The organism is Marinobacter sp. L-13 (assembly GCF_056857715.1).
In genome coordinates, this window is sequence record NZ_JBSXNQ010000067.1 from 40,439 (window position 1) to 64,865 (window position 24,427).

Consider the following 24,427-nt stretch of genomic DNA (forward strand, 5'->3'; position numbering starts at 1 on the left):
CGTAAAAGCCTAGACCAGCCCTTGCTCCCGTGCCATCGCCATGGCAGCTTTCGGTCCGGTCCAGAGCGAGGGGAGGATAACCAGTGAAACCGGAATCGCTGTCAGCACGATGAACTGCTGGAGTACGCCAATCTGGCCGGCGCCCATATACAGAAGAATGGCCGCCATCAATGCCATGGCACCGCCCCAGAACACACGGATCCAAGGGCTTGGTTCGTCGTGGCCAGCTCCGACCATAGCAATCGAATAGCTCATGGAGTCGCCGGTGGTGGCAACGAAAATGGTTGTCAGCAACAGAATCGCCGCCGCCATCCAGGTGCCGCCGGGCAAAGCCTGAGCCACGGTCAGTGTGGCGACATCAAAGCGAAAGTTGTTCAGAGCTTCAGTCAGGTCGAAAGTACCGGCTAGCTGGTGATAGATACCGGAGCCACCGAGCAGGGTGAACCAGATGGTGGTCGCGATGGGGGCCAATACGGCCACCGCCAGAACCATTTCACGAACTGTCCGGCCCCGGGAGATTCTGGCAACAAACACTGCCATCAACGGCGTATAACCAATGAACCAGGCAAAGAAAAACACCGTCCACCATTTCATCCACCAGGCCGGTGCCGTTTCTGCGGTCATGGTTGCCATGGCAAAGAACGAGGTGACGTATTCACCCATCGACTGGGTGTAGGTATTCGCCAGGAACAGCGTGGGGCCGAAGACAAAGATAACCCCGGCAATAACCAACGCCAATATCACGTTGAAACGGCTCAGCAACTGAATGCCCTTATGCAGACCGGTCATGGCAGAAGTCATGTACACCCCGGCCAGAACCACCAGAACGCTCAGCTGGGTACCGTAGCCGTCTGGCACTCCGAACAGCTCATGCAACCCAAAGCTCATCTGGGTGGCGAGAAAACCGATGGGCCCGACGGTGCCGGCCACCACGGCAATCACACAGAAGGCATCGATGACACCACCGAGGCGCCCCTGAATGACTTTCTCACCGAATACCGGGTACAACAGCGTTCTTGGTTGCAAAGGTTTGCCCTGTCCGTAGTGGGCCCGCGTCAGGACCAGGGCTGTCAGGGAGCCGAGCACGGCCCATGCCAGGAATCCCCTGTGCGTGAACGACTGGGCCATGGCGGGAGCGACCGCTGCGGCGGAGCCAGCTTCGGTATTAAAAGCCGGAGGCGTAACAACAAAGTGGTAAACCGGTTCACCAGCGGCAAAAAACACCCCGCCTCCGGCCAACAAGGTACACATGATCATCGACAGCCACCGGAAACGGCCGATTTCTGGTCGATCCAGTCCGCCTATCCGAGCGGCGCCGGCCCGGCTCAGGGCTGTTCCAATGGCGATGAAGAATGTGAGTAGCAGCAGTAACTGGAAAAAGGAGCCCAGATAGGTGGCGGTCCACGCAAACCCGCTACCGATGAGTTCCGCCACGTAGCTACTGTCGAATATTGAGGCCCCTACGAACAGAAGTATGAAGCCGATAGTGAGCACCAGAACAACGGGATCGCTGTCTGTCAGCGGCCCACTTCTGGCTCGCGGGAGAGATTCGGATTGCACGGTCATAAGGTCTGCCTCTGGAAGAAAAAGCCGCGCAGGCTGCAGGAAGTGAGCGGTTCATGCACGGGGATTTCTGAAAATACGCATGCTCCGATGAAAACCGCCGCCCGGCTGTTCGGCCTCATTGGGCTGATCATGTTCATAGCGCCCGCTGCAGCACCCTCGCTGGGGTCACTCATGTTGGCGCTTGGCGAGTGGCAGTGGATACTTCTCATGCTGGCGGGCTATGCCGCGTTTCTTGTCCTGACGCTGCAGGTTGCGCTTTTCCCGAAGCTCCAGCCTCGAATCCCGACCACCACACCGATTCGGTCCCTGGTGACCAACTACCTGCTGGTGCTCAGACATAAAACCACCATGCGTTTTATCGGCATTCAGGTTCTGTGTTTCAGCACCATGCTGTTGCTCATCACCCATTCCTCGTTCATCTACCAGGAATGGTCTGGCCTCTCCAACAGCACGTTTGCCATTCTATTCGCCGCCAACATTGCGTTCATGGCTGCCCTGAACCTGATCAACCGTCCGTTACTACGGCGATTCTCCTCGGTGCAGCTGGTGCGCGCCCCGGACAGTCGCCCTGGCGAAAAAAGAAGCTGGCGTGTAACACTTTGACCACAGGGAAGCTCTAAACGGTTTGCAGGGAGAATTGAACCATCCCTGACCATCGAAACGTATGCATGTGGGTAAAAAAACAAAGGACGTGTTCGACAATGACAGTGCCAATACCGGAAACCGCCTTCTCATCCAGAGCGGCGTGCCGCACGACAGGTTTGCTGAGGACGCCGGATACTTCCAGAAGTCGATCCCTCTGAGACACCCCCTCATTTTCTACCTTGGCCACACCGCACCATTCTTCGTTAACAAGCTGGTTCTGGCCAAGCTGCTACCCGAGCGCATCGATCCGCGCATGGAGTCGATTTTTGCAGTGGGTGTCGATGAGATGAGTTGGGACGATCTGGACGAGGACCATTACGACTGGCCTACCGTCGCCGAAGTCATGGATTACCGGGCCAAAGTCCGGGCCACCGTTCTCGAGTTGATCGAAACACTGCCGCTCAGCCTGCCAATCAATTGGGAGAGCCCCTGGTGGCCCATCGTCATGGGCGTCGAGCACGAGCGTATCCATCTGGAGACCTCGTCTGTACTGATCCGCCAGCATGATCTGGCAATGGTCCGCCCGCAGCCGGAAGGGGCCCCGATTCGTGAAACCGGTGAAGCGCCGGAAAACGAGCTGATCACCGTGCCAGCCGGCACAGTTTCAATCGGCAAACCCTACGATGACGCCTACTACGGCTGTGACAATGAATACGGCGAGCATGAAGCCGAGGTCGATGAGTTCAGGGCCAGTCAGTATCTGGTCAGCAATCAGGAATTCCTGGCGTTTGTTGAAGCTGGCGGTTACCAGGAAGACCGGTTCTGGAGTGAAGAAGGTTGCGCCTGGCGCCAATTCGCCAAGGCCAGGCATCCAACGTTCTGGCGCTGGCAGAATGGGTGGCACCTGCGACTGATGACCGAGGAAGTGGAGATGCCGTGGGACTGGCCGGTGGAAGTCAATTACCACGAAGCAAAAGCCTTTTGCGAGTGGAAACGGGAGGAAACCGGTATCAAAGAGGTGGACAACGACCCTGCCAACGCCAACCTGCACCTGGACCATGGAGCATCTTCCTGCCCGGCTTCCGCTACATCGACTCGGAAAGCGAAGCGGTGCAACCCAATGCCTACTACGAAAGCGACCGGTTGCTGACTGAATACGCGGAGCTCCACTTCGGTGACACCTGGTTTGGCGTGGAAAACTTTCCGAAGGCCCTGGCGGATCTGGCCCTGGGTGCCATGAATGGCAAGCCCACCGGCAAAGCAGTGGATCTGGGCTGCGCCTGTGGCCGGTCCAGTTTCGAGCTGGCAAGGCGCTTTGACCAGGTGGAAGGCGTCGATTTCTCAGCCAACTTTATCAGGCTGGGCGTGGAAATGGCCGAGCAAGGCTCCATTCGCTATGCACTTGCAGAGGAAGGCGAACTGGTCAGCTATCACACCCGAACGCTCAAAGAACTTGGCCTCGAGGAATGTTCTGAGAACGTGAGCTTCTACCAGGGGGATGCCTGTAACCTGAAACCGCAGTACTCGGGCTACGACCTTGTTCTGGCGGCCAACCTTATTGATCGCCTCTACCGCCCAAGGCGTTTTCTGGACAGCATTCACGAGCGAATCAACGACGGTGGGCTGTTGGTTATTGCTTCACCCTACACCTGGCTGGAGGAACACACGCCGAAGGAAGAGTGGATTGGCGGTTTCAAAAAGGATGGTGAGAACCACACCACGCTGGATGGCCTGAAAGAGCACCTCTCACAGCATTTCAGGCTAGTCAGTCAGCCGAGAAAGGTGCCTTTCGTTATCCGCGAAACCCAGCACAAGTTCCAGCATACCCTGTCGGAAGTAACTATCTGGGAGCGGTTGCCGCGCTGATCAGCGCGGTAATCTCTCCTCTGAAAGGGCTGAACCAGGTCGTTTAACTCTTGCGTCCCGCAAAGCTCATTCTCTGGTTCGCGAGCTTTTCAGGTGTCCCCGTCCAGGCGTAGGCCAGGAGCGTAGGCTCAAAGTCCCCGGTGGTCATACGGTGGGCTTTTTCCGGCGGGTTGAAGAACAGGGAGCCCGGCGTAAATACGCTGTAGTTGCTGTCAGAGACCGAACCACTCAAACAGATGTACGACTCGCTGATGCCGTCGTGACTGTGTTCCGGGTAGGTACATTTTGGGCCGAATAGCACCAGGCCCAGTATGACGTTTTTGCTGAGCACAGGTCCGTTCGGGCCCATCAGCTCAGCGTACGCGTATTTACGGGCCAGGCTTTTATGCATCCTTTCATAGCCATAGCGCCACGTAAGCTGGCCAGAGACTCGCGTCAGGACTCTAACAACTGGTGCGGTCCGCTCACTCAATCCCTGGTCCAGAGCCCGCCCGAGCCATGCGCATACTGGAAGCTGCACAGGTTGGTCAAACTCAACAACAGGATTGGACTCAAGTTCAGCGTTAAGTCGATTTCGGACATCTTTGAGATGCGAACGAATGACCGGGTTTCCACCCGCAGAACCAAATCTATAGAGGTGCCAGTACTCCCGAAACACATATTGCCAATCCACATGATCTGAGAGTCTGGCCATATCCGCTCTTCTCCTGCGCGTATCCGGAAGTTCGGGATTCAGGATAGGTGATTTTGTGTTTCACAAACAATGCCGCGCCCCGGAGGCCGCGGCAAAAACGGCTTCAACCAGATTACTGAACCTGCTCGAAGTAACCCTTCAGCCGATCCTTATTCGTGGCGGCAGCAGCGGTCAGCTTGTCCACCGCGGCTTTGGCAGCGTCGTAGTTGACCGGGTCGCCGGGCTCAGCCTTCACAAATCCTGGCTCAAAGACCATTGCGCCGTCAGCGCCAGAGTTTTTCATTTCAACGACATGCTCTGCTGCCATAACCACGCCGGACGCAAGGGTCAGTGCAACTGCGGCTAAACCATTCTTGAAAGTTAATTTCATAGTAACTTCACCTCATTGGTCGGACCTTAAAAGCACTAGGAATTACGCACCCCACTCACATCAGGATTGTTTTCGGAGCTACGGGCATATCCCTATGGGAATGACGGTCGTGTTTCGCCGACTGACAGGCCTGAGAACCAAAGACGGTCTGTGTCGTACACACTTTTATGATGTTTACAGACCTCGTAGGCGTCGTCTCCAAAGCAGCAGTCCAGTTTGCTCGACTGATCTGATAATCCCCATAGAGCCGAACAGGGTTTTATGCAACAAAAGACGATCACTGACGAAACCTTGAAAATGGGCGTTGACGTCCTCGCTGAGAAAGATCCCGATCTTTACGAGGTGCGAGCCCGACTGGGATACCCTCCAATCTGGACTCGCGAACCGGGGTTTGCATCATTGATCCACATCATCCTTGAACAACAGGTCTCGCTCAAAGCCGCAGCTACGATGTTCCAGCGGCTAGCGTCCCACCTTGGATCGGTAACCCCGGAACTGGTCCAGAGGGCTGGCGAGCCTGAGCTAAGACGAGTCGGGCTTACCCGACAGAAATCCAGGTATTGTGTCGAGCTGGCCAACCGCATAACCGACGGCAAACTCGACCTCGCGCAAGTCGAAAAGCTTGACGATGTGCAGGGCCGAAGCCACCTTTTAGAAGTACCCGGTTTGGGGCCCTGGACCGTCGACATCTATTACATGATGGCGCTACGACGGCCGGATGTCTGGCCCCAAGGCGACCTGGCACTGGCATCCGCAATACAGGACATCAAAAATCTGGATGCCCGACCGACAAAAGAAGAGCAACTGGCCTTTGCCGAACAGTGGGCGCCCTGGCGAGCACTGCCCGATGTGCGCGGCTGCACACGGCTGGGTTGGCCTTGGGCGAATCGTCTATGCAAGCTCGTCAGAGCAGCTTTCAGCCTGGCTGGACGAACTGCACGTGGCGCCACCACCCGTGGCAACCCTTCCGATCAATGAGGTTGTTCCGGGCGTTCCCACTGAGGGTCCCTTCCCCGCTCTTGCTGACGCCCTGAGAGAGCTTCACGAGCGCTACGCTTTGGCCGATCGGAACAAAACATAATTGCCCAGCAGCGCCAGCGAAGCGCCCAGTACCGCCGTTGTTGTCCATTCAAAGCCCTCGAGCCAGGTCGAAACGCTCAGGGCAACCACGGGGAAAAGTACCGTCGCGTAGCCTGCTTTGTCGGCGCCGAGCGTCTGAATCACCGTGATGTAGCAATAGAACGCGATGATTGAGCCGGGAACGGCCAGAAAGACGGTTGCGCCCCAGAAAGTCGCTGAGGTCGGGACTACCCACTCAACACCAAGCAACAGGCACCAGATGCCAAGAATCACCGCGCCGTAAACCATGGCCCAGGCATTGGCCAGTAACAGCGGCACCTGAGACATCCGCACCTTGATGCTTACCAGGTTACCCATGGAAAACCAGAAGGTGCCGCCAATGGCGAAAAGAATGCTGGTGGCTGTGGCATTCCCCAGTTGCAGATCGTGCCAGAACAGCAGTGCCACACCTGTGATCCCCAGAGAGATCGCCGGATAAAGCCGGGCGGTAGGCCGGAGCCGTAACCAGAGCCAGCCATTCAAAGCGTTAAACAGAGCGGCCAGCGAAAACACCACCGCCAGCAGACCGCTTGTCATCGATTCTGCAGCACGATAAATCAGCAGAAAGTTCAGGCTGTACAGGGTTGCCCCCTGCAGCACCAGCCAACCGTGCTGTTTCAGGGTCAACTTCTCCAGCCTGCGCACCATGGCAAGAACCACCAGTGTCACGACAGAAGCCATAAAGAATCGGTAAAACACGGATATGTCGACCGGCGCCGCTTCAACCTGCAGACGAATCGCTGTCCAGGTGAGACCCCAGATCAGTACCGTCAAACCATAGTGAACAGAGATGGGCATGCCAGTGGGGTCCTGTAGCTATCGGGAACAATGGTTGATCGGGGGTCAGAGTAGAACCAGGACAGCACCAAAACTTGTCAGATCCTGCTGAACCATGGATGATTCTTGAGGCGGCCTCTCGTCCAGACTGATCCTACATCCCTATACCAACGCCGTACAACTCATGCAAAAGTGCCGTTTAACCACTCACTTGGGAGACCTATGCGCATTCGCGTAACGCATCAAAGGGTTACTCTTGCTCTGCAATTGATACTGCTTGGTGAAGCAGTGTTTGCGATCTGGGGCCAACGATGGTTCACCGCATTTCTGACGGCCATGATTATCGCCATCACCTTCTTCCCGTTGCTGTTTGAACGCCGTTTCCGAATCCACATTCCGCCGGAACTGCAACTGGCCGCCATAGGGTTTGTGTTTGCTTCCCTGTTTCTCGGGGAGATCCGTGATTACTACACGCGCTTCTGGTGGTGGGACATGGCGCTGCACACCACATCGGGATTCTTGTTAGGTATTTTGGGGTTCCTCTTGGTGCACATCATGAACGAGACCGAAAAGATTCACGTGCACATGAACCCCGGCTTTGTCGCATTTTTCGCGTTCATGTTTGCACTGGGCGTGGGCGCACTATGGGAGGTTTTCGAGTTCACCATGGATTCCCTGTTTGGCATGAATATGCAAAAACCCATGCTTGGTGATCCTTCCGGACTGACGGATACCATGTGGGACCTGATCGTGGATGCGACGGGGGCATTGGTCATTTCAATATTGGGATGGCGCTACCTGAAGAACCCTGACAAACGTTCCTTTCTGGAGCGCTGGATTGACTCTTTTATTGAAAGAAATCCGCGATTTTTCAAACGTTAATGATTTTAAGGAAATGACATGCAAGCATGATGGCCCCGTCAGAGAGGGCGTGGCGTCATGACCTGTCAAATGGGATAATGCGTGCAAATTCAAAGCCGTCGAACGAAGCCATTCATGTTTTTATCGTGTATGAAAATCTCAGACTCACAAGGTTTTACCCTGATCGAGCTGGTTCTCGTCGTTGTCATTCTTGGAGTTCTGGCCGCCTTTGCACTGCCACGATTTTCGGACCTCTCAACCGATGCCCGCCTGGCGGCATTGGATTCACTGGAAGGCACGATGAAAAGCACAATAGGAATAGTGAGAAGCAAAGCCTATGCACAGGGGCTGTCCCCAGCAGCCAGCAATCCCGGCGGAATACAGACTAACTATGTAATAGAAACTGAAGCGGGCCGCTCGGAAGTCGACTGGCGCAACCTGTGCCCAGAAAGCCGCGCCGAGGCGGATGATACGCTAACAATGCTTGATTACATCTCGGTGGACGCCAACGATTCCTCCCTGCAGACCTTCGTCGACAACCAGTACACCCGTGTAGGGTTTTCTTTGCCTGCAGGATCTGGCGCCGGCCCCGGCTGCTATGTCGAATACGATTCCTTCGGCGATCCGGAATGCACGGTGACCCAGATAACCTCGGAATGCTGACACACGTCTTATCCGAAAATCCGTTGAATGCAGCCTACTTTACCAAGCCTGAACGGGGCACAACGCACGCCATCGCCGTGAGCGAAACATCCCGGAAAGTCGCCTCTGAAGCAACAACACTCGGGAATCGATCGTAAAGCATCCGACGGCAAGTAGAGGTTCTTGCCTCGGCTTTTTCGACGCAATCAGCGTGAACCTTCGTGCCACTGCCTTCGCCCGCGGCGTCGGAACAGAAGTCCGGAATCTGGGTGAAAATCCAGTCGACTGCGGCACTGAGTTCCACAGGATTGGCCCGGAGATTGGTCAGGCGGTTTGCATCGATGGGGTCGGGCTGTTCACGGGTCTGGTCCCATAGAACAAATAGCAGGGCGGCAGATACCAGTACAACAGTGACCTTGGGAAACTTCATGGGCGCCTTTTCAATCCGGTGAATCAGATCGCCGATCATAAACGCTCAGGCATCTGCTGTCCCGGTTTCCTATACTTATCTGGATTTCAACCAAATGGGCTTTCCAAGGAAAGCGCCCTGCCAATCAGACAACCCTGTCGCTCAAGCCAAAAGGAGTTTTGCAAATGACCACACTGATCGTTGGTCTCATTCTGTTTCTGGGCGTGCATTCGCTTTCAATCATAAACGAGCCCCTGCGCAACCGACTGAACGCGTCCATGGGCGAGGGAGCCTTCAAAGGACTGTATTCCGTGGTGTCCCTCGTCGGTCTGGTTCTGATCGTTTGGGGTTACGGCGCCGCCCGGATGGATCCGACGGTGATCTACATGCCGCCGGCGTGGCTCAAGCACGTGTCATTCCTGCTTCTGGTGCCTGTATTCCCGCTACTGTTCGCCACCTACCTCCCGGGTAAGATCAAGGCAAAACTGAAGCACCCCATGCTCATTGCCGTCAAACTCTGGGCTCTGGCTCACCTTCTGGCGAACGGGATGCTCCACGACCTTCTGCTGTTCGGCTCCTTCCTTGCCTGGGCGGTAGCCGACCGGATCTCCATGAAGCGCAGAACCCAGCGCGCCATCACCACGTTGCCAGCCACCAAAGCCAATGACGTCATTGCGATCGTTGGCGGCCTTGCCGTGTATGTGGTCATGGTGGTGTGGGCCCACCAGTGGCTCTTTGGCGTGTCGCCGGTCTGATTGACCGGCACTCACCTGGACTAGAGGCCCTGGGCCCCGCGGCGCAACCAGTCGTGCACGAACGCAAGCTTGCGCTGCGCCGTTTCGGACAGGACAAACGGGTAGAGGTCAGACAGTCCCATGGAGCGGTTCACATGGTTAACCCGGATGGCCAGTGACGCAGCAACATTGATCAGCATGGCCGTGTCGGGCTCCGAGTAGGGATCCCAACCCTGTCTCGGCACCTCGGGCGAGGTCAGACCGGATGACACCAGGCTGTCGGTGATGTCCGTAAGGTGCAGCAGGTGTGCCGCAGTCTCCGCCCAGTCCTCGTGCGGGTGTGCCGAGGCGTAGCTGGTCAGGTAAAACAGTCGCCAGTCTTGCGGCGGGCCGTTATGGTAGTGATGCTCAAGGGCCGCCGGATAATCGGCGCGTTCATCACCGAACATCTCCCGGAACGCATCCAGAAAGTCTTTACGCAAGCTCAGGCGCCACCAGAGCATGTGGGCGATTTCATGGCGCATATGGCCGACCATGGTTCGATAGGGTTCGTCCAGGGCCTGCCGTCGGGTGGCACGAACCACGGGATCCGCCTCTGCGACGCTGATGGTTACCACGCCGTTCGCGTGCCCCATGGCAACCGGGGTCAGCCCCTCGGCCAACATGTGGAAAACCGGGCGCGTGCCCGGATCCTCAGGGCGAAACCAGTGCCAACGGCCGAGGTTGTCCAGCACCCAGCGCTTGGAGGCTTCTGTCTCGGCCCAATTGGGCATGGCGTTAGGAATATTGGGGTCGGGCGCCAGAGCAGTCATCGCGCAGGAACGACAGAATGCCCCCTGTTCAGGCGCAATCCAGTTGCAGCCGATGATGTCCCGGTTCGCGCAAAAGGGCGGCATCGGAACGAAAGACCTGGCCTGTGGATCGTACGCGACCGGTGTGCCCTGTGCCGTGGTGAGATTGTCAAACCACAGATTTCCGGAACCAACCGGGTTGGAAAAAACCTTCATAGAGCTGGTGCTCCTCTTGAACGGCAGTAAGCTCGAAAATGTGTTGCCGTTCTTCCGAACCTATACCCTATAGACAAGGAACACCAGCCAGACCACCAAATCGACCGGGTATCACTTACACGCTGATCACCATATCGCCGTAATCAAAGCGCACTTTCGGTAAGCCGGAGGTTCGGTCACGGGCACTACGGTAACCCAAAGCAACGATGGCAGTAGTCTCAAGGCCCAGTTTTGCCAGTCCAAGTACGTCATCGTAGGCTTGGTGATCGAAACCGGTCATCGGGCAGCTATCTACTCGCATTGAAGCTGCAGCAGTGAGCAGGGTCCCCAGGGCAATATAGGCCTGCTGGTGCGCCCACACCCGTTTTTCTTCTCGGGATTTGGCTGCAAGCGCCTCTTTCATGTGCGCCACATAGCCGGAGATATCTTGGGCAGGTACGTCGCGGGTTTTCACAAACTGCGTGACATACCTGTCGACCGTGTGGTCACCAATATCCGTTTGCGCCGCAAAAACGATCAAGTGAGAGCAGTCCAACACTTTCTGTTGGCCAAAAGAGTAGGCCAGCAAATCCTGTCGAACCGACTTGCTTTCGACGACCAGAATTTTATAGGGCTGCAGTCCATAAGAAGAGGCGCTCTTGCGAGCCGCATCAACCAGTGTTTCCACCGTATGGGCACCAAGCTTCTCGGGCGAAAATTCACGGACGGCGTAACGCCAGTCCAGGGCTTCGTGAATGTTCATAGAGTTGTCTCCTTCGCGTTGAGGTAGCAACTCTATGGAACTTCTGGACCCTGAAAAACGGCCAGAATAGAACTACATAGTTTCCAGAATGGAAAGAGCCAGGAGAAAAGCCCCGGAACCAGCGCTATTCCCAGTAGGGTTTCTCTCCAAGATACCGGTCCAGATGGTCAAGCAGCAGCCGAACCTTTGTGGGTTGATTGCGCCCCGGTGGAAACAGGGCAAACACACTGTAGGGTTTGGGCGGAAAGTCTGGCAGCAGAGGGACCAGTGCGCCTTTTTCAATGTCTTCATGGACGAGGAATCGGGGCACCAAACCAACGCCGGCTCCCCTCAAAAGACTCTGGCGGATCGCCAGGCTACTGTCCGTTCGATAGTTACCGCTGACCAACACCTCCTGACCACCGAGCTCCCAGACCCTTGGTCGGTCGTGGAGGCTGAACGTCAAACAGTTGTGTTGGGCCAGATCCGACGGGGCTTTAATCTCTGGCACACGCTCCAGATACCCCGGTGACGCGCAAACGATGTTTCTGGACTTTCTGAGTGGTCTGGCCAGAAGACTCGAGTCGGCCAGGGAGCTGCGAACCCGAATAGCGATATCGACGCCCTGCTCCACCAGATCCACCATTCGATCACTGAGCTGTAGGTCGATGTCAATTTCAGGGTAGGCGCGGAGGAAGCTGTCGATGGCCTCTGTTATATGGGTCAAGCCGAACGACATGGGGACGTTCAGCCTTATCGTGCCTCGCGGCTCCGCCTGGAACCCTCTTGCCTCCAGCTCTGCGTCTTCCAACTCATCCAGCAAGGCCTGTGTGCGTTTCAGAAAAGCGAGCCCCGCATCGGTCAGGCTCATGCGGCGAGTGGTCCGATTGATCAGCCTCGTGTCGAGATCCCGCTCGAGGAAGGCAATGTGTTTGCTGACTGTTGCCGCTGTGATCTCAAGATCATCCGCAGCCCGGGTAAAGCTGCCCAACTCTGCGACGCGCCTGAAGATTGTCATTGCGACGAGCTTGTCAGTGGCCAATGAAGCCTCCGGATTGTTTCTGAATTGGAAGCAGTATTGTTCGGCCAAGCCCAATTATCAACTCAATCGATTGCTGCAAACTGACTACCGGTGACCCCCATTTACAAACCGGAGCACTCAGTGATGATAACCACAGCGCAGCGTTCAATTATTCCCCCCCAGTCCGTAGTTTGGGGCCTACTACTGGCCAATGGATTCCTGATCGCACTCATGCTGGCGCTGGCAAAAGCAGCCACATCCCAAGGCATGCCAGCCATCACCTATGCCTTCTGGCAAACACTCATTGCAGGCGCCGTTCTGCTGGTGTGTGCGGGGAAAGGCCGTTCTCTGCTGGAGCCACGTCTGGGCCGCTATTTTCTCATCAGCGGCTTGACTGGTATCGCGATCCCGAATGCCATCGGGTTTTATCTGGTCACGAAACTGGGAGCCGGCTTCACCGGGATCATGTACGCCCTGCCCCCCATATTCACGTTCCTGCTAGCGGCCGGTCTGGGGCTGGAAAAACGCAGCTGGATCAAACTGGCCGGGCTATCGATCGCGGTCGTCGCGTGCGCCTGGATCGTGCTTCAGCGCCACTCGGAGATCAGCAGCCCGAACGCACTCTGGTTTGCCATGGGCCTGCTCATCCCGGCCATGCTGTCTATTGGTAATGTTTACCGGTCTGTGGCCTGGCCGTCCGGTGTAAAGCCCATGATCCTGGCATCAGGCACCTTGCTGGCGTCCGCAGGGACGCTTGGTCTGTTAGCGGGGCTGACGCGCACCTCCATTTTCCCGGAAACAACAGGGCTTCAACTGGTCAGCATCGTCGGTGTTCAGGGGCTTCTAACCGCATTGACCTACCTCTGCGCCTTTGAACTCCAGCGTCGATCCAACCCGGTTTTCTACAGTCAGCTCGGCGCAGTCGCCGCCATGTTCGGGTTACTGATTGGCGTAATCTGGTTCAACGAGCGCTACTCAGTTGGCATCTGGCTTGGCGCCCTCGTGGTTATCCTGGGGCTCCGGATAAGCAACAGAACGAGACCAACGAGCCCTGAAACCTGAGTCATCAAGCGCATTCATAACCAACCCTCAAACAAATTCATTTGCCTGATCCGGATGCCGTTTCTAGGATGGTGGCTTCTGTCGCCCAAAATAAAAATCACACCCCGGGGAACAAGGCACCATGACTTTTCGCTCCGTACTGATTGCCAATCGCGGCGAAATCGCGATCCGCATTGCCCGAGCCTGCAACGAAATGGGATTGCGGTCTGTGGCCGTCTTCTCTGAAGACGACGACGCCAGCCTGCATACCCGTATGGCCGATGAGGCGGTGGCTTTAACGGGCCATGGCGTAAAGGCTTACCTGGATGGAGCGCAACTGATAGAGGTCGCAAAGGCCCATGGCTGCGAGGCGATCCATCCTGGCTACGGATTCCTGGCGGAAAACGCCGGTTTTGCCCGCGCATGCGAACAGGCCGGGCTGATCTTTATTGGCCCTTCGCCCGACGTGTTGGAGGGGTTTGGTGACAAGTCGGCTGCCAGGGCCCTGGCAGAACGCTGCGAGGTTCCCCTGATAAAGGGAATCAACAGATCGGTGAGCCTCACCGAGGCCCGCGCCTTCCTGGACGAGCACGGTCCTCTGATGATCAAAGCGATTGCCGGTGGCGGCGGCCGCGGCATGCGGGCGGTTCACGCCGAAACAGAACTCGAGCAGGCCTTCCAGCGCTGCCAGTCCGAGGCTCAGGCAGCGTTCGGCAACGGCTCACTTTACGTTGAGCAGTTGATCGCTCGGGCAAGGCACATCGAAATCCAGATAGTCGGCGACGGTACCGGAGCCGTCAGTCACCTCTGGGAGCGCGACTGCAGCCTGCAACGGCGAAATCAGAAGCTGATCGAGATTGCACCGAGTCCTTTACTGGACGCCTCGATCCGGGATGACATGATCGACAGCGCCCTGAAACTGGCCGGCGCCGTTAACTACCGTGGTCTCGGCACCTTTGAGTTTCTGGTGGACGAGGACCACCCCGGCCGTTTCTATTTCATGGAAGCCAATCCCCGCATCCAGGTAGAGCACACCATCACCGAGGAGATTACCGGCGTTGATCTCGTTCAAACCCAGCTGCAATTGTTTGGCGGCCAAAGCCTCACTGATCTGGCTCTTGAGTCGCCACCCACCAAGCGGGGCTTCGCGATTCAGGCGCGAATCAACAGCGAAACACTCTACGCCGATGGTCATGCCACCGCCGCTACCGGCACATTGAGCACCTACGAGCCACCGTCTGGCCCGGGTTTACGGGTCGATGGCTACGGTTACGCCGGTTACACCATCAGTCCTTCGTTTGACTCCCTGCTCGCCAAGCTGGTTGCCCATGGCGGCGATTACCCTTCAACACTTCGGCGGCTTTATCGCGCCCTGTGCGAATTCCGGCTAACCGGTGTCAGCAGCAATATTGGTCTGCTGCAAAATCTGGTCCGCCATTCCGGCGTGGAAACCTGGGCTGTTACCACCCGCTTTGTCGAAGACAACCTGAAACACCTGATCCCGGAAGCGACCAAAACCGCTCACCCGCACCTGCACTTTGGCAACGCATCTGCCTCGGCGGTCGACGAAAGCCCGGGCGCCATCGCCGCACCGGCGGGCACCATCGGCATTGAGGCGCCCAGTTCAGGCACGGTTGTCAGTATCGATGTGACACCAGGAGATTCCGTCGCCATCGGCGACCCGGTGGCGGTGCTTGAAGCCATGAAAATGGAGTTTGTGGTCAAGGCAACCAACTCCGGCATCATCCACGCTATTGCCGCAGAACCAGGGACAACGGTGAACGACGGGCAGGCACTGGTCTACCTGGAACCAGCCGACGTCGAGGCCGGCGGCATTCAGAATGAAGAGACGGTTGATTTGGAGTACATCCGGGCCGATCTCGCCGAGGTTCTGGAGCGTCATGACCTGCTGACTGACCAGCGCCGACCGGAGGCGGTCGCAAAGCGGCGTAAAACTGCTCAGCGAACCGCTCGTGAGAACGTTGAAGACCTGCTCGACCCCGACAGCTTCAATGAATACGGAGCTCTTGCACTGGCGGCACAGCGACGCCGACGTTCGGCGGACAAGCTGGCTGAAATGAGCCCGGCGGATGGCCTGATTACCGCCATTGGCACCGTGAACGCGCCGGCATTTGGCCCCGAAGCCGGGCGTTGCGCCACCATGGCCTACGATTACACGGTGTTCGCAGGCACACAGGGGCTGACGAATCACCGCAAGGCAGACCGAATTCTCGCTCTGGCCGAGCAATGGCGAATCCCCCTGGTTCTATTCGCAGAAGGCGGTGGGGGTCGCCCATCCGACACCGACGCCAACGGCGTTTCGTTTCTGGACTGTCATACCTTTGTCGGCATGGCACGGCTCTCCGGCGTCGTGCCCACGCTCGGTATTGTGTCCGGCCGTTGCTATGCGGGCAACGCGGCACTGCTTGGCTGCTGCGACACCATCATTGCCACCAGAGACGCCAATCTGGGGATGGCGGGACCTGCCATGATCGAAGGCGGCGGGCTTGGGCGGTTCAGCCCGGAACAAGTGGGGCCGGTGTCCGTCATGGGGCCCAACGGTGTGATTGATGTCCTGGTCGAGGACGAAACTGAAGCGGTCAGTGTGGCGAAGAAATATTTGTCTTACTTTCAGGGCACGTTGGAAGGCTGGCAGTGCGACGATCAACGACGGCTACGCCACCTGATTCCGGAAAACCGCATGCGGGTCTACGATATCCGTCAGGTTATCGAAACCCTGGCCGATCAGGACAGTGTCCTGGAACTCCGCAGCCAATTTGCGCCAGGCCTGATCACGGCTCTGGTCCGTATTGAAGGTCGTCCCATGGGCCTGATCGCCAACAACCCGGCCCACCTGGGCGGAGCGGTCGATGCCAGCGCAGGTGACAAGGCTGCCCGCTTCATGCAGCTCTGTAATGCCCACAGCCTTCCGATCCTGTCACTGTGTGACACACCGGGCTTCATGGTGGGGCCTGACGCCGAAAAACAGGCCACCATTCGCCACATCTCGCGTATGTTCGTGGCGGCAGCCAAGCTCAGTGTGCCTTTCTTCACCGTGATTCTGCGTAAGGCGTACGGTCTTGGCGCCCAGGCCATGGCAGCGGGCAGCATGCTCACCCCCTTCTTCACGGCCGCCTGGCCCAGCGGTGAGTTCGGGCCCATGGGCTGGGAAGGCGCCGTGCGCCTGGGCTTTGCCAAAGAACTGGCCGCCCAGCCTGATGAGGAATCAAGGCAGAAGATGTTCGATACTCTGGTCGCCAAAGCCTATGAGCAAGGTAAGGCGCTCAACGTGGCCAGTTATCTGGAGATTGATGCGGTGATCGACCCGCAGGAAACGCGGGCGTGGTTGATACGCGGGCTCAGTTCCACTTCCGGCATTCAGTCTGGGGAAGGCGGGAAATTCGTCGATACCTGGTGAGCGGGGGCTCTAGAATTGGCTTCTGCCCCGCAACAGAACCTGAAAATCATCAATACTGTCGTCGCCATCCAGGGGAAAGGCGAAGTCGAGGTGCAGCATACGCTGCACCTCAATGCGGCTGGACGCCAGCCGCATGCCGAAGCCAACATCCTTCAGAACACCTTCGTCCGGCCCACTGTTCCGTTCGTCAGTGAACCAGGCCCGGCCGACGTCGGTGAAGATTACACCACCAACCCGAAACAGCTTGAACGGATGCCAGTCCGGGAAATAGCGCCGCTCCAGGGTCCATAGCAGCCTGCGGTCACCCTGCTGGTATTCGCTGGGATAGCCACGCAGGCCGTTCTCCCCGCCAATCAGCAGTTGCTGATCGGCTGTCAGATTGTGTGCTGCGGTGAACGCGAGATTGGTGTACCAGCTGTTCCAGCGCTCCGAGCCGCCATGGAAGTACTGAACGCTCACTGTGCCCAGCAGGTTTTCCACCCGATCTTCGTCGAGACGGTAGGTGCCGCTCTGGCTGAGGGAATAGCTGGCGTAGTTGGTCTCCGAGGCATGCAGCGCATCCTGGAAATCCATGTTGAGAACCACCCGATCTTCCGTGGCACCCAACCCGCTGCCCGAGTAGCCCAGCTCGGTCCGCCAAACGAAACCGTCCCGCACATCTTCCACCCGCTGGAGCCGGGTCAGGTTGGTCATTTCACGGAAACGGTTCTGGCGGTAATCAAAGCCAATCCAGGGGTAACTCAGGGTCCTGTCTTCCGGGAGAATGTCGAGATCGGGTTCGTTGGGCAAACGGTCGAACATGAGTGCATTGTAGCGGTAGCCGGCGAGCAGCCGCAGTTGCCGATCGTTCCTCTCGGCCAGGCGCTTGCCTCCATCGATACTGAAGAACTCCTGGCTGCGCCGATAATCGGCAATAGCCTCTGCGCCGACATAGCGGGATTCTTCCCTTACGTCATCGATGCCGCTCAACCCAAAACGCCAGTTGGTGGTCTCGCTGAAGAAAGGCCTCTCAAGGTAGGCGCCTCGGCCCCGGCCGTCGCTTCTCTCATCGAACGAGAACCCCGCCTGCCAATGCGAACCCAGTACGTTCGGGTCATCAAAATACAGACTGGTTTCGGTGCGGTCCGGGTCCTTCGCATAGCCGATGCCGAGGCTCTTGCCTGACCCGGCAAAATTGGGATCAGACAACCCGAAGTTGGTGGTATTTTCGCCCCCGGATCGGGATACCCCAACGCTCGGGAACAATGTCCAGGTATCCCTGGTAAGCACGCTTACCTCAACCTCGTTGCCACAAACCCGGGTTACGCCTACCCAGGCAGCGGTCAAATACTCACGCTGGCGCAGCACCCGCTCGGATTCGGAGATAAGCTCGGGCTTGAAGACATCTCCTTCTTCAAACACCAACTGGGCACGCAGGGCGGACTCCCAGGTAGGCGTGTTGAGCGCGTTCAGAGTTCGATAGAGCGCGTTGTCCTGCTCAGGGTCGGTGGTATCAAAGATGGGACGGCGAAGAACTCGGATGCTGGCGATGCGTGCATCCTCGGGAATCACCAGATCGCTCTGGCGGGCCAGCTGATCTCTCGGCTTGTCCAGATCAATGGCTTCCGGCTGGATACTGCTGGCAATACAATCGCCCTGGTCCGATTCGGCGGCCAGGCAGGATCCGGCAAAAACCATTCCCGAGACAACGAGCGTTTTCCTGGAAACCATACTGACCTCACGAGGCGCCCAGACAATAATTTAGCCCAGCGATGCCTCCATGTCAGCGTTCAGGCGGTCTCCAGACAGGGACATCCTCCTGCTTTGGCTCATCCCAATCACTCTGCATGGCACTGCTGAGTGCTTCTTCCAGCTTCATGAATAACTCACCGTAGCGGGGGCTGAACCGGATGCCCTCCTCGATTTCCTTCCAGGCGTCGAACAGCTCATCCTCGTGGGCTTTTTCATTGTCGAGGAAGACCCAGGTCATCTGACGGGCACGCATCGGGTGCACACCCATGGCGGTCAGGGCATGACCCCCAAGCTCGAGTGCCGAATGATAGGTTTCACTCACCACATCATCGGCCCCGGCCTCGCGCAGTCGGTATCCGTGGCCTCTGTCGAAAGCGCGGGCCAGCACCCAGACACCGGGGAAGAACTGCTTCACATGCTCCACCATCTGCACCGAACGATCACGGTCGTCGATCGCCACGACCAGCAGCCGGGCCTGTTCGATGCCTGCGGTTTCCAGCAAATCCGGGCGACTCGCATCCCCGAAAAAACTTTTGATATTGATCTGCCGGAGGTTCTCGATCTGTTCGATCTCATGGTCCAATGCAACGATGGGAACATTATTGGCCCGCAATAGCCGGCAGACAATCTGGCCGAAACGACCAACACCAGCGACGATAACCGGCGCCTGTTCATCGATGGTATCCGCCTCGCGCTCGTCGTTTTGTGAACGACGATAACGAGGTAAGACAATCCGGTCGTACACGATAAACAGCAACGGCGTCAGGAACATCGACAGCGCCACCACCAGTGAGAGGACCTGTGACGTTTCCATGGGAATCACGTTGTTCTGGACACTGTAGGTCAGAAGCACAAAGCCAAACTCACCGGCCTGTGCCAGGGACAGCGTAAACAGCCAGCCATTACTGCCATGAACCCGGAACAGCAACGCCAGGCCGAGCAGAATCGCGGCCTTGACGGCGATCACCGCAACCGCAAGTGACACCACCGTACTCCATTGCTCGGACAACACATCTAAGTTGATGCCCGCGCCAACGGTGATGAAGAACAGGCCCAGCAACAGTCCCTTGAACGGTTCGATGTTCGCTTCCAGCTCATGCCGGAATTCACTGTTAGCCAGAACGACACCAGCCAGGAAGGCCCCAAGCGCCGGGGACAGATTTACCAGACTCATCAGGGCCGCAATCCCGATGACCAGCATCAGAGCAGTGGCCGTGAACACTTCGCGCAAACCTGATTGCACCACGTAGCGAAACAGGGGCCGGCTCAGGTAGTGGCCGCCCACAATTACCGCTCCGATGGCCGCCACCAAAACCAGCCCATGAGCCCAACCCGGCAGACTGTTCACCAGATTGAGATGACCGCTGTGGTCAGCGGAGGTGCCCGAAGCGTCCATCAGTTCCGGCAGAGCCAGCAAGGGAATCAGTGCAAGCATCGGAATTACAGCGATGTCCTGAAACAGCAGGACCGAGAAGGCACTGCGCCCACCCTCGGTTTTGCCCAACCCTTTTTCGTTGAGAGTCTGCAAGACAATAGCGGTGGATGACAGGGCAAAGATCAGACCGACCGCAAGGGCCGTCTGCCACTGAAGCCCGAGCCACGCGGCCACGGCCATACCGGCGGCTGCTGTGAGTAACACCTGAAGTCCTCCCAGCCCGACCAGGCGGATCCTCATGGCCCAGAGCGCCTTGGGATCAAGCTCCATACCAACCAGAAACAGCATCATCACCACGCCAAACTCGGCAAAGTGCTGGATAGTATTGGCTTCCTGGCCAACCAGCCCGGTCACCGGGCCAATCACCACACCCGCCACCAGGTAGCCGAGTACAGAGCCCAGGCCAAAACGTTTTGCCAGGGGCACAGCAATCACCGCGGCAGCCAGATAAATAAAGGCCTGAACAAAATAAACTGTCATCAATTGTGTCCTTGATCCGGAATCCGTCAGTCTGGCTGCATATCCTACAGGCAAGCGCTCCAGGCCGCTGTGTTCAGCGTAGACTCTGGAAGGCGTCTTTCACATGGGACGCGAGGGCATCATTCAGTGGATTTGAACCCCGGCGTACCAGCGCCAGCTGATAAAAGCCGATCGCCGGCAGACTGTCACCGGCCACCTCTTTCAGGGGCGGGTGTATCAGGCTTTGCGGAAACGGGGCCACGGCGAGATCCGCCAACATTGCAGCCTCCTGCCCTGAACAGTGCTCGCAGGTGTAGGCAATTCTGTAGGGTATACCGGCTCTGTCCAGCGCCCGAAGCGTCATCCGGCGCCAGGCACACCCCTCGTGAGCCATGGCAATTGGCAGGGGCGAACGCTGGAAGGCTGATGACCCTTCCCGCCCGGCCCACACCAGCGGCTCTTCATGAACCAGCTCACCGCGGGTAATGCCACCCTCGTCTGCCACGGTCACCAGGGTCATGTCCAGCTCACCCGCGTCCAGGCGAGCCAGGTTTTGCTTGCTCGAGCCAACCACCACATCAACCAGCACCGCAGGATAGGATCTTGCGAATTCCGCCAGCACCTCAGGCAGAATCCGTGTTCCCACGTCGTCCGAGGTTCCAATACCGACTTTTCCCTCAAGGGTGGGCGATAGGAAGTGCTGGACAGCTTCCTCGTTCAAGCGCAGCAACCGCCGGCTGTAATCGAGCAGAACCTCACCCTCGGCAGTCAGGGTGACGTGTCGCGGCTCTCGAATGAACAGCGTTTTGCCCAGGTTCTTCTCCAGCTGCTTGATCTGCATACTCAGAGCCGACGGCGTTCGGTGCACCACCTTTGCCGCACTGGTGAAGGTGCCACTCTCAGCGATGGCTACAAAACTCCTCAGGACATCGTTATCAAGCAACGGAATCTTCACGAATACACCTCTCGGTTCGGTTTTCTGGCCCGGGTCTGACTTAAGCATAATTGAACGAGATCTTAAATTCTTTTCGTTTGATTGAAGGCTTAGAGGAGACCAGAATAATCACCGAAGGCACCCGTATGCGAGTTATACAACCTCCAAGCGAGCTGGTGCAGCCATTTACCAACTGTCGGGGCCATAGATATGCAGAAGAGCACAGAGCACGAAGCCAGCGCCCCAATGCAGCCAATCACGTCATGGTTTGAAGGGTATGCCAGGCGTCAGAAATTCCGCCGTATGGCGCAGTCACTGCTGCAGGAAAAAGATGACACGCTGTCGGATCTCGGCTACGACCGCCACGATCTGGAAGGCGCCCTGCACCTTCCCATCAGGAGTGACGCGGTGCAATACATTGAGGCGCGTCGCTCCAAGCGCGCCATGGAAGCACGAAGGACAAAAAGTCCCCGACTTGCCGGCTAAGTGCCGGCAAGGGCAGAGAATGGCACCAAATCGTAATCGCCTGCCAGCACATCGGCCAGATGGCGGATGTGCTCAGGTGTAATTTCACAGCAGCCGCCAACAACGCTCGCACCATCTCCCAGCCACTGCTTTACCTGTAATCCATAGGCCGCCGGGGAAATGTCCGGCCTCGCTTCCAGTTCATCCACCAGAGATCCACCGGCCATTGGCTCAACGGTTTTGAACGCGTTGGCGTAACCGCCTGTACAGGGAAACAGCCCGGCCAGCTCAGGCATTGCCTGCGAAATCACCTCAGGATCGCAGCAATTGAGCATAACGGCCGTTGGCCCGAACGGCTTAACGGCTTCGACCGCCTCGGCAAGTGTTTCTCCAGACCGGAGCTTGCCATCGGTTTCCAGCCGGAACGCCACCCCGAAGGGCTTGCCGGATTCACCGGCAGCGGCACAGGCGGCCTTCGCCTCAAGGCTGTTGGTCATGGTTTCGATCAGAAAGACATCTGCGCCGCCCTGCAGTTTAACGAGAATATCGAACTCCGACTTCAGATCATCGAACGTGCGGGCGGGCTCGCCCCGATAGCTGCCAACCAGGGGTGGCAGGCAGCCGGCGATATCAACGGTGGCCCCCGTTATTGCGATGGCTCGTTCCAATACCTCGAACGCCCGCTGGTGTATTGCCCCGATCTCGTCACCCAGACCTTCCCTGGCGAGTCGTGTGGGCGTTGCCGCATAGGTGTTCAGTGTCAGGGTCCGGGCGCCCGCCCTGATAAAATCAGCATGAACATCGGTAACAACTTCCGGCTGTTCACGCATTACCGCCACGGACCAGAGCGGCGAACTGACCTCCCTCGCCCTGCGATAGATTTCCTGGCCGAGGCCGCCATCAAGAAGTGCAACAGATTTCATAGTGTACTCGTCAGGGTGTAACGATATTGAACCGGCCTTGAGGCTTGTCCAGCATGCTGAAAAAGCCTATCAGGTCGAGCCTGCTTCCCTCAAAGCTGATCTCATCGCTGAACAGAAGTTTCTTCAGGCCTGCCCGGCCAATCAACAGATCAACAAACAGTGGCCGGGTCAGTCTCAGGGTAGCATCAGCCGGAGTATCTTCGCCCACCTGGCGATTGTGCAGCACCGAATTTTGCAGTGTCATCAGATAGTTTTCCTGCAGATCCGTGAACGAAATCTTGATGGTGGTGTTTTCACCCTCTGCGTCCTCCGCGTTCAGACGCACCGCCATGCTGTCGAAGAACAGTGACACCGGCGTGTTGAGCAGCACTTCTCGCATCATCGCCGGCTTAATGCCTTCTTCCGGGGAGCCATGACGCAATTCATAGGCGCCTGTCAGGTAGAAGTCCCGCCAGGGGGCAGATTCCGCCTGATAACCGAGCTGGTCATAGACACTGGCCAGCAGTTGTTTGGCGTCGTCATTAGCCGGCTCGGCAAAGACTACGTGGTTGAGCAGTTCAGCCAGCCAACGGTAGGTGTCGCGCCCCTCGGTCGCGCTCATATCCGATGCCGCCTCGACTTCCTGGAGCGCCTTTTCCAGCACTTTGTCCGCACCGCCCATCATCTGTACATAACGCCTGGCAGATTCGCTTTCAGGCAATGGATTGAGCTGAGCCGGGTTGGCGGTATACCAGCCGAGGTAATGCTGGTACACCGCTTTGGCGTTGTGGGACACAGTGCCGTAGTAACCCTGGTTGTGAAACGCCTGGTTCAGTTCCGGCGGCAGCCTGAACTGGTCGGCGATCTCCCTCGGCGTGGCGCCCCGGTTCATCAAACGCACGGTCTGATCGTGGATGAACTTGTAGGTATCCCGCTGCACCGCCAGGAACTCCTGGATATTCTCCTGGCCCCACAGCGGCCAGTGATGGCTGCCAAAATACACATCAGCGTCTGAGAATCGGGTTTTTGCCTCATCAATAAAGCTGCTCCATAGACGGGCATCCCGAACCTTGGCGCCCCTCAGGGTGTAGATGTTGTGCATATTGCGGCTGACCAGCTCGGCACCGCAAAAGGCCTTTTGTTCGGGGAGGTAGAAGGTGAACTCTGCAGGCGCTTCGGAACCGGAGACAATCTGGAAAATCATCGGAACGCCGTCCACCTCCAGCTCCGTACCGGTTTCGCTGATCAGATCCGTCGCCGGGGCAAAGCCAAAGGTGCCAAAAGCCGGGCCTTTGCCCAGACCAGTGCCAACATGGCCGCGTTCGTCCCGATCCAGACGCTTGCCATACATGAACATGGCCCGGCGTGTCATGGCAGGGCCGGCGATGATGTTCTCGCTGGTTGCCTCCTCCTCAAAGCCCTCTGGCGCGATAATCCGCAGGTTGGCTTTTTCCTCGTCCGAAAGGTGCTGGAGAATGCCCTGCACGCCGCCAAAGTGATCAATGTGGCTGTGGGTAAAGAGAATCGCTCGCACCGGCTTTTCGCCCAGATGTTCTCGAGCAAACAGGAAGGCTTTGCTGGCAGTCTCCCGGGCGGTCAGAGGATCCACCAGGATCCACCCGGTTTCGCCTTCGATGATCGACATGTTCGCCAGGTCGTAACCCCGGATC

23 protein-coding genes are annotated in these 24,427 nt (G+C 57.5%); 10 read left to right on the forward strand and 13 right to left on the reverse strand.

Annotated elements, in window-relative coordinates; translation table 11 throughout:
- Positions 1 to 9 precede the first annotated feature (9 nt).
- Complete coding sequence (locus AC13DD_RS19135) at positions 10 to 1,566, reverse strand: BCCT family transporter (RefSeq protein WP_482931597.1); 1,557 nt, start codon at positions 1,564 to 1,566, stop codon at positions 10 to 12.
- Between the two features lie 87 nt (positions 1,567 to 1,653).
- Between AC13DD_RS19135 and AC13DD_RS19140 the strand changes: the two genes are divergently transcribed.
- From AC13DD_RS19140 to AC13DD_RS19150, 3 genes are all read left to right on the forward strand, one after another.
- Complete coding sequence (locus tag AC13DD_RS19140; protein WP_008172345.1) at positions 1,654 to 2,169, forward strand: MFS transporter; 516 nt, start codon at positions 1,654 to 1,656, stop codon at positions 2,167 to 2,169.
- 67 nt (positions 2,170 to 2,236) lie between these two features.
- The gene (gene ovoA / locus AC13DD_RS19145; protein WP_199185495.1) at positions 2,237 to 3,301 is read left to right on the forward strand and encodes a 5-histidylcysteine sulfoxide synthase; all 1,065 of its coding nucleotides are present in this window, start codon (positions 2,237 to 2,239) and stop codon (positions 3,299 to 3,301) included.
- Positions 3,262 to 4,017, forward strand: coding sequence for a putative 4-mercaptohistidine N1-methyltransferase (locus AC13DD_RS19150; RefSeq protein WP_202945858.1), 756 nt, complete (start codon positions 3,262 to 3,264; stop codon positions 4,015 to 4,017). The genes ovoA and AC13DD_RS19150 overlap by 40 nt, the downstream gene beginning before the upstream one ends.
- Positions 4,018 to 4,060: 43 nt before the next feature.
- Here AC13DD_RS19150 and AC13DD_RS19155 read toward each other — a convergent pair whose 3' ends face one another.
- On the reverse strand, positions 4,061 to 4,711 hold the full coding sequence (locus tag AC13DD_RS19155) for a dimethylsulfonioproprionate lyase family protein (protein ID WP_008172346.1): 651 nt from the start codon (positions 4,709 to 4,711) through the stop codon (positions 4,061 to 4,063).
- A 112-nt stretch (positions 4,712 to 4,823) separates the two neighbouring features.
- Positions 4,824 to 5,081 carry a cupredoxin domain-containing protein gene (locus tag AC13DD_RS19160; RefSeq protein ID WP_008172348.1) on the reverse strand — a complete coding sequence of 86 codons (258 nt, stop codon included), beginning with the start codon at positions 5,079 to 5,081 and terminating at the stop codon, positions 4,824 to 4,826.
- Between the two features lie 261 nt (positions 5,082 to 5,342).
- Between AC13DD_RS19160 and AC13DD_RS19165 the strand changes: the two genes are divergently transcribed.
- Positions 5,343 to 6,059: a DNA-3-methyladenine glycosylase family protein gene (locus AC13DD_RS19165; protein WP_008172349.1), complete on the forward strand. Its 717-nt coding sequence runs from the start codon at positions 5,343 to 5,345 to the stop codon at positions 6,057 to 6,059.
- Between the two features lie 72 nt (positions 6,060 to 6,131).
- On the opposite strand, the gene AC13DD_RS19170 is transcribed toward AC13DD_RS19165, so the two are convergent.
- The gene (locus AC13DD_RS19170; protein ID WP_008172352.1) at positions 6,132 to 6,998 is read right to left on the reverse strand and encodes a DMT family transporter; all 867 of its coding nucleotides are present in this window, start codon (positions 6,996 to 6,998) and stop codon (positions 6,132 to 6,134) included.
- A gap of 201 nt (positions 6,999 to 7,199) precedes the next feature.
- On the opposite strand from AC13DD_RS19170, the gene AC13DD_RS19175 reads away from it, so the two are divergent.
- On the forward strand, positions 7,200 to 7,859 hold the full coding sequence (locus AC13DD_RS19175; protein WP_092034325.1) for a DUF2238 domain-containing protein: 660 nt from the start codon (positions 7,200 to 7,202) through the stop codon (positions 7,857 to 7,859).
- Between the two features lie 114 nt (positions 7,860 to 7,973).
- A complete protein-coding gene (locus tag AC13DD_RS19180; RefSeq protein ID WP_482931603.1) occupies positions 7,974 to 8,501 on the forward strand; it encodes a prepilin-type N-terminal cleavage/methylation domain-containing protein in 528 nt (175 codons plus the stop codon).
- Positions 8,502 to 8,535: 34 nt separating this feature from the next.
- On the opposite strand, the gene AC13DD_RS19185 is transcribed toward AC13DD_RS19180, so the two are convergent.
- Positions 8,536 to 8,949 (reverse strand): hypothetical protein, encoded by a 414-nt coding sequence (locus AC13DD_RS19185; protein WP_092033320.1) that lies wholly within the window; start codon positions 8,947 to 8,949, stop codon positions 8,536 to 8,538.
- Positions 8,950 to 9,074: 125 nt separating this feature from the next.
- Here AC13DD_RS19185 and AC13DD_RS19190 point away from each other — a divergent pair, with 125 nt between their 5' ends.
- The gene (locus AC13DD_RS19190; RefSeq protein ID WP_092033322.1) at positions 9,075 to 9,644 is read left to right on the forward strand and encodes an NnrU family protein; all 570 of its coding nucleotides are present in this window, start codon (positions 9,075 to 9,077) and stop codon (positions 9,642 to 9,644) included.
- 20 nt (positions 9,645 to 9,664) lie between these two features.
- Here the strand turns inward: AC13DD_RS19190 and AC13DD_RS19195 are convergent, their stop codons facing one another.
- From AC13DD_RS19195 to AC13DD_RS19205, 3 genes are all read right to left on the reverse strand, one after another.
- Entirely contained in the window at positions 9,665 to 10,630 is a 966-nt protein-coding gene (locus AC13DD_RS19195) for a zinc-binding metallopeptidase family protein (RefSeq protein ID WP_062781481.1), read from the reverse strand.
- A 115-nt stretch (positions 10,631 to 10,745) separates the two neighbouring features.
- Positions 10,746 to 11,372 (reverse strand): NAD(P)H-dependent oxidoreductase, encoded by a 627-nt coding sequence (locus AC13DD_RS19200; RefSeq protein ID WP_092033325.1) that lies wholly within the window; start codon positions 11,370 to 11,372, stop codon positions 10,746 to 10,748.
- A 124-nt stretch (positions 11,373 to 11,496) separates the two neighbouring features.
- Positions 11,497 to 12,393 carry a LysR family transcriptional regulator gene (locus AC13DD_RS19205; protein WP_092033328.1) on the reverse strand — a complete coding sequence of 299 codons (897 nt, stop codon included), beginning with the start codon at positions 12,391 to 12,393 and terminating at the stop codon, positions 11,497 to 11,499.
- A 123-nt stretch (positions 12,394 to 12,516) separates the two neighbouring features.
- Here AC13DD_RS19205 and AC13DD_RS19210 point away from each other — a divergent pair, with 123 nt between their 5' ends.
- Both AC13DD_RS19210 and AC13DD_RS19215 read left to right on the forward strand, forming a co-directional pair.
- Positions 12,517 to 13,434: a DMT family transporter gene (locus AC13DD_RS19210; protein WP_092033330.1), complete on the forward strand. Its 918-nt coding sequence runs from the start codon at positions 12,517 to 12,519 to the stop codon at positions 13,432 to 13,434.
- Between the two features lie 121 nt (positions 13,435 to 13,555).
- Positions 13,556 to 16,831, forward strand: a complete 3,276-nt coding sequence (locus AC13DD_RS19215; RefSeq protein ID WP_092033333.1) for a carboxyl transferase domain-containing protein — start codon at positions 13,556 to 13,558, stop codon at positions 16,829 to 16,831.
- Positions 16,832 to 16,840: 9 nt separating this feature from the next.
- Here the strand turns inward: AC13DD_RS19215 and AC13DD_RS19220 are convergent, their stop codons facing one another.
- The 3 genes from AC13DD_RS19220 to AC13DD_RS19230 form a co-directional block, all read right to left on the reverse strand.
- Positions 16,841 to 18,541, reverse strand: coding sequence for a BamA/TamA family outer membrane protein (locus AC13DD_RS19220; RefSeq protein WP_405416916.1), 1,701 nt, complete (start codon positions 18,539 to 18,541; stop codon positions 16,841 to 16,843).
- A gap of 52 nt (positions 18,542 to 18,593) precedes the next feature.
- Complete coding sequence (locus AC13DD_RS19225) at positions 18,594 to 20,477, reverse strand: monovalent cation:proton antiporter-2 (CPA2) family protein (protein WP_482931598.1); 1,884 nt, start codon at positions 20,475 to 20,477, stop codon at positions 18,594 to 18,596.
- Between the two features lie 73 nt (positions 20,478 to 20,550).
- Positions 20,551 to 21,411: a LysR substrate-binding domain-containing protein gene (locus tag AC13DD_RS19230; protein ID WP_288944213.1), complete on the reverse strand. Its 861-nt coding sequence runs from the start codon at positions 21,409 to 21,411 to the stop codon at positions 20,551 to 20,553.
- Between the two features lie 189 nt (positions 21,412 to 21,600).
- Between AC13DD_RS19230 and AC13DD_RS19235 the strand changes: the two genes are divergently transcribed.
- On the forward strand, positions 21,601 to 21,876 hold the full coding sequence (locus tag AC13DD_RS19235; protein WP_482931599.1) for a hypothetical protein: 276 nt from the start codon (positions 21,601 to 21,603) through the stop codon (positions 21,874 to 21,876).
- On the opposite strand, the gene AC13DD_RS19240 is transcribed toward AC13DD_RS19235, so the two are convergent.
- Together AC13DD_RS19240 and AC13DD_RS19245 are read right to left on the reverse strand one after the other, a co-directional pair.
- On the reverse strand, positions 21,873 to 22,778 hold the full coding sequence (locus AC13DD_RS19240) for a homocysteine S-methyltransferase family protein (RefSeq protein ID WP_288367611.1): 906 nt from the start codon (positions 22,776 to 22,778) through the stop codon (positions 21,873 to 21,875). The two genes, AC13DD_RS19235 and AC13DD_RS19240, sit on opposite strands and share 4 nt — an antisense overlap.
- 10 nt (positions 22,779 to 22,788) lie before the next feature.
- Complete coding sequence (locus tag AC13DD_RS19245) at positions 22,789 to 24,402, reverse strand: alkyl/aryl-sulfatase (protein WP_482931600.1); 1,614 nt, start codon at positions 24,400 to 24,402, stop codon at positions 22,789 to 22,791.
- Positions 24,403 to 24,427 lie beyond the last annotated feature (25 nt).

Bases quoted from the DNA above. Each gene is read 5' to 3' on its own strand.
- AC13DD_RS19135 (WP_482931597.1), bottom strand. From the start codon at position 1,566: ATGACCGTGCAATCCGAATCTCTCCCGCGAGCCAGAAGTGGGCCGCTG.
- AC13DD_RS19140 (WP_008172345.1), top strand. From the start codon at position 1,654: ATGAAAACCGCCGCCCGGCTGTTCGGCCTCATTGGGCTGATCATGTTC.
- AC13DD_RS19155 (WP_008172346.1), bottom strand. From the start codon at position 4,711: ATGGCCAGACTCTCAGATCATGTGGATTGGCAATATGTGTTTCGGGAG.
- AC13DD_RS19160 (WP_008172348.1), bottom strand. From the start codon at position 5,081: ATGAAATTAACTTTCAAGAATGGTTTAGCCGCAGTTGCACTGACCCTT.
- AC13DD_RS19165 (WP_008172349.1), top strand. From the start codon at position 5,343: ATGCAACAAAAGACGATCACTGACGAAACCTTGAAAATGGGCGTTGAC.
- AC13DD_RS19170 (WP_008172352.1), bottom strand. From the start codon at position 6,998: ATGCCCATCTCTGTTCACTATGGTTTGACGGTACTGATCTGGGGTCTC.
- AC13DD_RS19175 (WP_092034325.1), top strand. From the start codon at position 7,200: ATGCGCATTCGCGTAACGCATCAAAGGGTTACTCTTGCTCTGCAATTG.
- AC13DD_RS19180 (WP_482931603.1), top strand. From the start codon at position 7,974: ATGTTTTTATCGTGTATGAAAATCTCAGACTCACAAGGTTTTACCCTG.
- AC13DD_RS19185 (WP_092033320.1), bottom strand. From the start codon at position 8,949: ATGATCGGCGATCTGATTCACCGGATTGAAAAGGCGCCCATGAAGTTT.
- AC13DD_RS19190 (WP_092033322.1), top strand. From the start codon at position 9,075: ATGACCACACTGATCGTTGGTCTCATTCTGTTTCTGGGCGTGCATTCG.
- AC13DD_RS19195 (WP_062781481.1), bottom strand. From the start codon at position 10,630: ATGAAGGTTTTTTCCAACCCGGTTGGTTCCGGAAATCTGTGGTTTGAC.
- AC13DD_RS19200 (WP_092033325.1), bottom strand. From the start codon at position 11,372: ATGAACATTCACGAAGCCCTGGACTGGCGTTACGCCGTCCGTGAATTT.
- AC13DD_RS19210 (WP_092033330.1), top strand. From the start codon at position 12,517: ATGATAACCACAGCGCAGCGTTCAATTATTCCCCCCCAGTCCGTAGTT.
- AC13DD_RS19215 (WP_092033333.1), top strand. From the start codon at position 13,556: ATGACTTTTCGCTCCGTACTGATTGCCAATCGCGGCGAAATCGCGATC.
- AC13DD_RS19220 (WP_405416916.1), bottom strand. From the start codon at position 18,541: ATGGTTTCCAGGAAAACGCTCGTTGTCTCGGGAATGGTTTTTGCCGGA.
- AC13DD_RS19225 (WP_482931598.1), bottom strand. From the start codon at position 20,477: ATGACAGTTTATTTTGTTCAGGCCTTTATTTATCTGGCTGCCGCGGTG.
- AC13DD_RS19235 (WP_482931599.1), top strand. From the start codon at position 21,601: ATGCAGAAGAGCACAGAGCACGAAGCCAGCGCCCCAATGCAGCCAATC.
- AC13DD_RS19240 (WP_288367611.1), bottom strand. From the start codon at position 22,778: ATGAAATCTGTTGCACTTCTTGATGGCGGCCTCGGCCAGGAAATCTAT.
- AC13DD_RS19245 (WP_482931600.1), bottom strand. From the start codon at position 24,402: ATGTCGATCATCGAAGGCGAAACCGGGTGGATCCTGGTGGATCCTCTG.